Below are 9370 nucleotides of genomic sequence, written 5' to 3'. Positions count from 1 at the left end.
CATCTTGTCGTCCACCAGGTGGTGCAGCTTCAGGTAGTGCATGTAGCCCACGGTCGTGACGCGCTCGAACGCGTCGCCGGTGCGGCCGTCGTACAGCTGGGCTTGGGTGCGCGTAGCGGTCAGGCCCTTGGCCTTGGCGATGTCTTCCGGGTAGGCCAGCTGGAGCATGTCCATGATTTCCTGCTCGGAAGCACCGTCGAACACCGGCGATGCGAACGGCACGCCCGTGGTCAGTTCCTGTGCCATGGCGCGCAGTTCGTCGTCGCTCAGGGCCGACAGGTCTTCCTTGCGGCCGGCCGTGTTGTAGACCTGCTCCAGGAAGCCACGCACTTCCGACATGGCGGCTTCGCGCTGCAGCATGTCGCCGATGCGCTGGCCCAGGCCCTTGCCGGCCCAGCCCAGGTGGACTTCGAGCACCTGACCGATGTTCATGCGCGACGGCACGCCCAGCGGGTTCAGCACGATGTCGACCGGGGTACCGTCGGCCAGGTGAGGCATGTCTTCCACCGGGGTGATCTTGGAGACCACACCCTTGTTGCCGTGACGGCCGGCCATCTTGTCGCCAGGCTGCAGGCGGCGCTTGACGGCCAGGTAGACCTTGACCATCTTGAGCACGCCCGCGGGCAGCTCGTCGCCCTGCGTGAGCTTCTTGCGCTTTTCTTCAAACGCCAGGTCGAAGCTGTGACGGGTCTGCTCCATGGAGTTCTTGATCGACTCCAGCTGGGTGGCCACGTCGTCTTCCGCCGGGCGGATGTCGAACCAGTGGTACTTCTCGACGTCGTCCAGGTAGGCCTTGTCGATCTTGGTGCCCTTGGACAGCTTCTTCGGACCACCGTTGGCGACCTTGCCGGTCAGCAGCTTCTCGATACGGTCGAAGGCGTCGGCTTCCACGATGCGCAACTGGTCGTTCAGGTCCAGGCGGAAGCGCTTGAGCTCGTCGTCGATGATCTGCTGGGCGCGCTTGTCGCGCGTGATGCCTTCGCGGGTGAAGACCTGCACGTCGATCACGGTGCCTTGCGAGCCCTGGTCCACGCGCAGCGAGGTGTCTTTCACGTCGCTGGCCTTCTCGCCGAAGATGGCGCGCAGCAACTTCTCTTCCGGCGTCAGCGTGGTCTCGCCCTTGGGCGTGACCTTGCCGACCAGCACGTCGCCGGGCAGCACTTCGGCGCCCACGTAGATGATGCCGGAGTCGTCCAGGCGGTTGAGCTGCTGCTCGGCCAGGTTGGGGATGTCGCGGGTGATTTCTTCCGCGCCCAGCTTGGTGTCGCGCGCCATGACCACCAGTTCCTCGATGTGGATCGAGGTGTAGCGGTCTTCGGCGACCACGCGCTCGGAGATCAGGATCGAGTCTTCGAAGTTGTAGCCGTTCCAGGGCATGAAGGCGATCAGCATGTTCTGGCCGATCGAGATTTCTCCCAGGTCGGTCGAAGCGCCGTCGGCGATCACGTCACCCTTGCCCAGCAGGTCGCCCTTCTTGACGATGGGGCGCTGGTGGATGTTGGTGTTCTGGTTGGAACGCTGGTACTTGATCAGGTTGTAGATGTCCACACCGACTTCACCGGCCACGGCTTCGGCGTCGTTCACGCGGATCACGATGCGGGTCGCGTCCACGTAGTCGACCACACCCCCACGGTTGGCGGTGACGACAGTGCCGGAGTCGACCGCGGCGACGCGCTCGATGCCGGTGCCGACCATCGGCTTCTCGGGGCGCAGCACGGGCACGGCCTGGCGCGACATGTTGGCGCCCATCAGTGCGCGGTTGGCGTCGTCGTGCTCCAGGAAGGGCACCAGCGAAGCGGCCACCGAGACGATCTGCGCGGGCGACACGTCCATGTACTGAATGGTGTCGGCCGGGGTCAGGATGGATTCGCCCTTTTCACGGGCAGAGATCAGGTCACCGGTCAGCAGGCCGTCCTTGTCCAGCGTCGCGTTGGCCTGGGCAATGACGTACTTGCCTTCTTCGATCGCCGACAGGTAGTCGATCTGGTTGGTCACCTTGGCGTCCACCACACGGCGGTACGGGGTTTCGATGAAACCGTACTCGTTCAGGCGGGCGTACAGGGCCAGCGAGTTGATCAGACCGATGTTCGGGCCTTCGGGCGTTTCAATTGGGCAGACGCGACCGTAGTGGGTCACGTGCACGTCACGCACCTCGAAGCCGGCGCGTTCGCGGGTCAGACCGCCCGGGCCAAGGGCCGAAACGCGGCGCTTGTGGGTGATCTCGGCCAGCGGATTGGTCTGGTCCATGAACTGCGACAGCTGGGACGCGCCGAAGAACTCCTTGAGGGCCGCGGAAATCGGCTTGGAGTTGATCAGGTCGTGCGGCATCAGCGGCTCTTGCTCGGCCTGGCCCAGACGCTCCTTGACAGCCTTCTCGATGCGCGCCAGACCGGTGCGGTACTGGTTCTCGGCCAGTTCGCCGACGCAGCGCACGCGGCGGTTGCCCAGGTGGTCGATGTCGTCGACTTCACCACGGCCATTGCGCAGGTCCACCAAAATCTTGACCACGGCCAGGATGTCCTCGTTGGACAGCACCATCGGGCCGGTGGATTCGTCGCGGCCCACGCGGGCGTTGAACTTCATGCGGCCCACGCGCGACAGGTCGTACGTGTCCGGGTTGTAGAACAGGCGGTGGAACAGGGCCTGCACGGCGTCTTCGGTCGGCGGCTCGCCGGGGCGCATCATGCGGTAGATGGCCACGCGGGCAGCGAACTCGTCGGCGGTTTCATCCGCACGCAGGGTCTGGCTGATGTAGGCGCCCTGGTCGAGTTCGTTGGTGTACAGGCACGGCAGGTCCTGCACGCCGGCGCTGCGCAGCTTCTTGAGCAGCGCTTCGGTCAGCTCGTCGTTGGCCTTGGCGATGATCTCGCCGGTGTCCGGGTCGACCACGTTCTTGGCGACCACGCGGCCGATCAGGAAATCTTCCGGCACGCTGATGTGCGTGGTGCCCGACTGCTCCAGCTCGCGGGTGTGGCGCACGGTGATGCGCTTGTCCTTGGCGACCACGACCTTGCCGGCCTTGTCGGTGATGTCGAAACGGGCGACTTCACCGCGCAGGCGCTCGGACACGAAGGCCATCTGCGCACCGCTGTCCATCAGACGGAAGTGGTCGTTGACGAAGAAGTTGGCCAGGATGCTTTCCGGCGTCAGGCCGATGGCCTTGAGCAGGATGGTGACCGGCATCTTGCGACGGCGGTCGACGCGGAAGAACAGCACGTCCTTCGGGTCGAATTCGAAATCCAGCCAGGAACCGCGGTAGGGAATGATGCGGGCCGAGAACAGCAGCTTGCCCGAGCTGTGCGTCTTGCCCTTGTCGTGTTCGAAAAACACACCGGGCGAGCGGTGCAGCTGCGACACGATGACACGCTCGGTGCCGTTGATGATGAAGGAACCTTTGTCGGTCATCAGGGGCACTTCGCCCATGTAGACCTCTTGTTCCTTGACTTCCTTGACCACCTTGGACTGCGCGGTCGAAGACTCGCGGTCGTAAATGATCAGCTGCACGCGGGCGCGCACCGCCGAAGCGAAGGTCAGGCCACGGGTCTGGCACTCGCGCACGTCGAACGCCGGCTTGGCCAGGTTGTATTCGACGAACTTCATCTCGACAAAACCGTTGTGCGAGACGATGGGGAAGGCGGCCTCGAATGCGGCCTGCAGGCCCTCGGTGGTGCGCTTTTTGGGTGCGGTGTCGGCTTGCAGGAACGCGGTGTAGGCGTCCTTCTGCATCTGCAACAGGTAGGGAATCGCGAGCACGTTCTCGCGGCTGCCAAAGCTCTTGCGGATGCGCTTGCGTTCGGTGTAGGAATATTTCGATGCGGATGCCATGAGATCTCCGGGCTTGAGGTCTGCGGCGACTGATCGGCCAACCCGCCGCTCAAGGCGACGGGTGACGGGCTTGGCGGCAGGCCACTACCTGCCGTTGGCGGACGGCCTGCGCATTGCACGCAAGCCCGAACCAAGTGGTCTTCTGCAGTCGGGGTCAGAAGACACTCAAAAATCGTCTTGGCTGATGCTTTTCCGTCGACCTGAAGGTCTCCGGGAAAGGCGGCGCCAAGCCGGCTTTTGGGTGCGCTCTGAAAGCACCAAAGGCTGGAGGCCCTTTCGAGCACTCCAGCCCCTAACCAGAACCGAATTACTTGAGTTCGGCCTTGGCGCCGGCTTCCACCAGCTTCTTGACAGCGGCTTCGGCGTCGGCCTTGGCAACAGCTTCCTTGACGTTCTTCGGAGCGCCGTCGACCAGGTCCTTGGCTTCCTTCAGACCCAGACCGGTGATTTCGCGCACGGCCTTGATGACGGAGACCTTGTTGGCGCCGGCTTCGAGCAGCACGACGTTGAATTCGGTCTTCTCTTCAGCAACGGCAGCGGCACCGCCACCACCGGCTGCGGGTGCGGCCATGGCGGCTGCGGACACGCCAAACTTCTCTTCGATGGCTTTCACCAGGTCGTTGAGTTCCATGACGGTCATGCTGTCCAGCGACGTCAGAAATGCGTCTTTATCGAATGCCATTTTGATTTCCTAACAATTGGTTAAACGAATCCACCGCGCCTTCAGGCTGCGGCGGCTTCCTCGGCTGCCGGAGCGGCAGCGCCTTCGCCTTTTTTGGCCGCCAGAGCGCCCAGCACAACGGCCGTACGCGACATGGGGGACATCAGCAAGCCACACAGCTGGGCCAACAGCACTTCCTTGGTAGGAATGCTGGCCAGCTGCTTCACGCCGTTCTGATCCAGGACTTTGCCACCGTAAACGCCACCGCGAATGACCAGCTTGTCGTTGGTCTTCGCGAATTCGGCCACCACCTTGGCGGCGGCCACAGCGTCTTCGGAGAAGCCGTAGATCAGCGGACCGGTCATCTGGTCACCGGCCACTTCAAACGGGCTGCCAGCCACAGCACGGCGGGCCAGGGTGTTCTTCAGAACACTCAGGCTGACACCGTTGCTGCGGGCGTTGACGCGCAGTTTGTCCATGGCAGCGACCGTGATGCCGCGGTATTCCGCCATCACGAGCGTTTGAGCTTTAGCGGCGAGGCTGGTCACTTCGGAAATGACCGCTTCTTTCTCACTGCGATTCAGACTCAAGGTCTACTCCTTAATATGCTTTCGGCTTGCGCCTGGAGCACGCTTCATTGCAGCGACCAACTGTTTCGGGAACCGGGTTCCATCTGCAGCGGGATCGCCATCTGCGTTGGCTTTTCACAATTAAGTCGGTCGGATCCCGAAAGATCGTCCCGACACCAACGGTCTTGGATGGCCCCGCCTGCTGGCCTTGCGGCCGGCGGGCGGGCCCACCACACCCGAACAGCCGCAGCCGCCCGGGAATCTCTTGCGATTACGCCGAGATGGACTGGGTGTCCACGCGGACGCCCACACCCATGGTCGACGACACCGCCACCTTGCGCAGGTACACACCCTTGCTGGTGGCCGGCTTGGACTTGTTCAGCGCGTCGATCAGAGCGGCCAGGTTGCCCTGCAGCTTGTCGGCGTCGAACGAGCGGCGGCCGATGGTGCCGTGGATGATGCCGGCCTTGTCGACACGGAACTGCACCTGACCGGCCTTGGCGTTGCGCACAGCCTGGGCCACGTCCGGCGTGACGGTGCCGACCTTGGGGTTGGGCATCAGGCCACGGGGACCCAGCACCTGACCCAGGGTACCGACCACGCGCATCGCATCGGGGGAAGCGATCACGACGTCGAAGTCCATCTTGCCAGCCTTGACTTCAGCAGCCAGGTCGTCCATGCCGACGATGTCGGCGCCAGCGGCCTTGGCTTCTTCGGCCTTGGCACCCTGGGCGAACACGGCCACGCGCTTGGTCTTGCCGGTGCCGTTGGGCATCACGACGGCGCCACGCACCACCTGGTCGGACTTCTTCGCGTCCACGCCCAGCTGGATCGCCACGTCGATGGATTCATCGAACTTGGCGTTGGCGCAATCCTTGACGATGGTCAGCGCATCGGCCAGGGCGTACAGCTTGTTGCTGTCGACTTTGCCTTCAAAGGCTTTTTGTTTCTTGGTCAGCTTGGCCATGTCACACGCCCTCCACGATCACGCCCATCGAACGGGCAGAGCCGGCGATGGTCTTGACGGCTGCGTCGATGTCGGCAGCGGTCATGTCCTTCATTTTGGTCTTGGCGATTTCTTCCAGCTGAGCGCGGGTGATCTTGCCGACCTTCTGCTTGTTGGGCACCGGAGAACCCTTGTCCAGCTTGATGGCCTTCTTGATGAGGGTCGTCGCCGGAGGGGTCTTGATGATGAACGTGAAGCTCTTGTCCGCGAAGGCGGTGATCACCACCGGCAGCGGCAGACCGGGCTCGACGCCCTGGGTCTGGGCGTTGAACGCCTTGCAGAACTCCATGATGTTCAGACCGCGCTGACCCAGCGCCGGACCGATCGGGGGAGAGGGGTTGGCCTTACCAGCTGGCACTTGCAGCTTGATGAAGCCGACGATTTTTTTCGCCATTTTTTAGCTCCTGCGAGTGCAATCGGCAGCCGTCACGGCAACCTCCTCGCGGTTGAAACCCGGAAACTGAAAAACCGCAGGCGCCGGGTTGAACCGCCTGCGGTCAGAAACGTTCAGGTCTTCTCGACCTGGCTGAATTCAAGCTCGACCGGCGTCGCGCGACCGAAGATGGTCACCGACACGCGCATCTTGTTCTTTTCGTAGTTGACTTCTTCGACCGTGCCGTTGAAGTCGGTGAACGGGCCTTCCTTGACGCGGACGTATTCGCCGACCACGAACTCCACCTTGTGGCGGGGTTTGTCGGTGCCTTCCTGCATCTGGTTGACGATCTTCTGGACGTCTTCCTCCGAGATCGGGGCCGGACGGTTCTTGGCACCCCCCACAAAACCCGTGACCTTGTTGGTGTGCTTCACCAGGTGCCAGGTTTCGTCGTCCATCACCATTTCCACCAGCACGTAGCCGGGGAAGAACTTGCGTTCGGTGGTGCGCTTCTGACCGTTCTTGATCTCCACCACTTCTTCGGTCGGCACTAGGATGCGACCGAACTTGCTCTGCATGCCTTCGCGGTTGATGCGTTCGACGATGTTGCGCTCAGCCGCCTTCTCCATGCCCGAGTAGGCATGCACCACATACCAACGCATGCCCTCGGTCGGCGTTCCCAGGGAGCTTTGTTGTTCGCTCATGTTCATTTCCTCCAGCCCAGGATCAGGTCGTAAAACACCCACTCAATGGTCTTGTCGGTCAGCCAGAGGAAGAGCGCCATCACAAAGACGAAGGCAAACACATAGGCCGTCATCTGGATCGCTTCCTTGCGAGCGGGCCAGACCACCTTCTTGGTTTCGCGCCAGGCATCACGGCCAAAGGCCAGCAATTGCTTGCCGGCTTCGGACACACCAAAAACCGCCACCGCAGCCACCACGCCGACGATCAGTGCGACCCACTGCGCCAAGCCACCCTTGCCCGAGAGCAAGTAGAACGCCACGAACGAACCCAACAGCAGCGCAGCAGCACCCGCCAGCTTGGCCTTGTCGGCGCCGGTGTTGACAGTTTGAACTTCGGAAGTGGCCATGAAATTCCAGACGATGCTTGACAAAAACGCGTGCCATCGAAGCCGAGGCTTGAGACACGCAAGCCCACCGGAGGTCTTGACGACTTCGGCGGGCTTGTGAACCACTCAGAGGACGGGACTCAGATCCTGATGCCGTCCGATCGGGTGGCAGGGGCAGTAGGAATCGAACCTACAACCTTCGGTTTTGGAGACCGACGCTCTGCCAATTGAGCTATACCCCTACTGGCTTTGTGCCCCTAGACGGGGATTGATCAGGCGATGATCTTGGCGACGACGCCGGCGCCGACGGTACGACCGCCTTCACGGATGGCGAAGCGCAGGCCTTCTTCCATGGCGATCGGAGCGATCAGCTTGACGGTGATCGACACGTTGTCGCCAGGCATGACCATTTCCTTGCCTTCGGGCAGCTCGATGGAGCCGGTCACGTCGGTCGTGCGGAAGTAGAACTGCGGACGGTAGTTGTTGAAGAACGGCGTGTGACGGCCACCTTCGTCCTTGGACAGCACGTACACCTCACCGGTGAAGTGGGTGTGGGGCTTGATGGAGCCGGGCTTGCACAGCACCTGGCCGCGCTGCACGTCTTCGCGCTTGGTGCCGCGCAGCAGGATACCGACGTTGTCGCCAGCCTGGCCCTGGTCCAGCAGCTTGCGGAACATTTCCACGCCGGTGCAGGTGGTCTTCTGGGTGTCGCTGATACCGACGATTTCGATTTCTTCGCCGACCTTGACCACACCGCGCTCGATACGGCCGGTCACCACGGTGCCGCGGCCAGAGATGGAGAACACGTCTTCCACGGGCATCAGGAAGGCACCGTCCACAGCGCGCTCGGGCGTGGGGATGTAGGTGTCCAGTGCGTCGGCCAGCTTCATGATGGCTTCTTCACCCAGGGGGCCCTTGTCGCCCTCGAGGGCCAGCTTGGCCGAACCTTGCACGATGGGGGTGTCGTCACCGGGGAAGTCGTACTTGGAGAGCAGCTCGCGCACTTCCATTTCAACCAGTTCCAGCAGCTCGGCGTCGTCCACCATGTCGCACTTGTTCAGGAACACGATGATGTAAGGCACGCCCACCTGGCGGGCCAGCAGGATGTGCTCGCGGGTCTGGGGCATCGGGCCGTCAGCGGCCGAGCACACCAGAATGGCGCCGTCCATCTGGGCGGCACCGGTGATCATGTTCTTGACGTAGTCGGCGTGGCCGGGGCAGTCGACGTGGGCGTAGTGGCGGTTGGCCGTTTCGTATTCCACGTGAGCGGTGTTGATCGTGATGCCGCGGGCCTTTTCTTCGGGAGCCGCGTCGATCTGGTCGTAGGCCTTGGCGGCGCCACCGAACTTGGCAGCCAGCACCGTGGTGATGGCAGCCGTCAGGGTCGTCTTGCCGTGGTCCACGTGACCAATGGTGCCCACGTTCACGTGCGGCTTGGTCCGCTCAAATTTCTCTTTTGCCATTTTTCAGCTCCAAAACAAAATTGCCGAAACACCAGAAGAAAGATGGTGCCCTTGGCGGGAATCGGACCCGCGACCTCTCCCTTACCAAGGGAGTGCTCTACCACTGAGCCACAAGGGCCAAGACATCCGACCGACAGATCGGACATCTCAGAAAACTTCAATCACAACAGCCGTCAACAACATGTGGAGCGGGAGACGGGAATCGAACCCGCGTCATCAGCTTGGAAGGCTGGGGTTCTACCATTGAACTACTCCCGCCCGAACCGTTTTCACACCCCGATGGGCTTCCAACATTCAGAGCGCTTTGATTCCATTCGCTCGCATATCACTCATTGACCGCTGGTGGAGGGGGCTGGATTCGAACCAGCGTACTCGTAAGAGGGCAGATTTACAGTCTGCTGCCA

The 9370-nt window shown here is 62.2% G+C and carries 8 protein-coding genes and 3 tRNA genes; all 11 read right to left on the bottom strand.

Annotated elements, in window-relative coordinates:
• Positions 1-3825, bottom strand: a 3825-nt coding sequence (gene rpoB / locus RMP09_RS21880) for a DNA-directed RNA polymerase subunit beta (protein WP_310568091.1), incomplete at its 3' end; no start/stop codon positions are given.
• Positions 3826-4132: 307 nt separating this feature from the next.
• Positions 4133-4507, bottom strand: coding sequence for a 50S ribosomal protein L7/L12 (rplL, locus tag RMP09_RS21875; RefSeq protein ID WP_310568090.1), 375 nt, complete (start codon positions 4505-4507; stop codon positions 4133-4135).
• A 41-nt stretch (positions 4508-4548) separates the two neighbouring features.
• Positions 4549-5076 carry a 50S ribosomal protein L10 gene (gene rplJ, locus RMP09_RS21870; protein WP_310568089.1) on the bottom strand — a complete coding sequence of 176 codons (528 nt, stop codon included), beginning with the start codon at positions 5074-5076 and terminating at the stop codon, positions 4549-4551.
• Positions 5077-5326: 250 nt separating this feature from the next.
• Positions 5327-6022 (bottom strand): 50S ribosomal protein L1, encoded by a 696-nt coding sequence (gene rplA, locus RMP09_RS21865; RefSeq protein ID WP_310568088.1) that lies wholly within the window; start codon positions 6020-6022, stop codon positions 5327-5329.
• 1 nt (position 6023) lies between these two features.
• On the bottom strand, positions 6024-6455 hold the full coding sequence (gene rplK / locus RMP09_RS21860) for a 50S ribosomal protein L11 (protein WP_066160539.1): 432 nt from the start codon (positions 6453-6455) through the stop codon (positions 6024-6026).
• A gap of 113 nt (positions 6456-6568) precedes the next feature.
• Positions 6569-7138 (bottom strand): transcription termination/antitermination protein NusG, encoded by a 570-nt coding sequence (gene nusG / locus RMP09_RS21855; RefSeq protein WP_310568087.1) that lies wholly within the window; start codon positions 7136-7138, stop codon positions 6569-6571.
• Between the two features lie 2 nt (positions 7139-7140).
• Complete coding sequence (secE, locus tag RMP09_RS21850; protein WP_310568086.1) at positions 7141-7524, bottom strand: preprotein translocase subunit SecE; 384 nt, start codon at positions 7522-7524, stop codon at positions 7141-7143.
• Between the two features lie 145 nt (positions 7525-7669).
• Positions 7670-7745: transfer RNA gene (locus RMP09_RS21845), tRNA-Trp, on the bottom strand.
• Between the two features lie 30 nt (positions 7746-7775).
• Positions 7776-8966 (bottom strand): elongation factor Tu, encoded by a 1191-nt coding sequence (gene tuf / locus RMP09_RS21840; protein WP_310568085.1) that lies wholly within the window; start codon positions 8964-8966, stop codon positions 7776-7778.
• A 43-nt stretch (positions 8967-9009) separates the two neighbouring features.
• Positions 9010-9084 (bottom strand) — tRNA-Thr (locus RMP09_RS21835).
• Between the two features lie 66 nt (positions 9085-9150).
• Positions 9151-9224 (bottom strand) — tRNA-Gly (locus RMP09_RS21830).
• Positions 9225-9370 lie beyond the last annotated feature (146 nt).

Source organism: Hydrogenophaga sp. (assembly GCF_031426985.1).
Taxonomy (GTDB): Bacteria; Pseudomonadota; Gammaproteobacteria; order Burkholderiales; family Burkholderiaceae_C; genus Hydrogenophaga.
The sequence above is the reverse complement of the archived record's forward strand: the minus strand, read 5'-3'. Positions and strand labels throughout refer to the sequence as shown.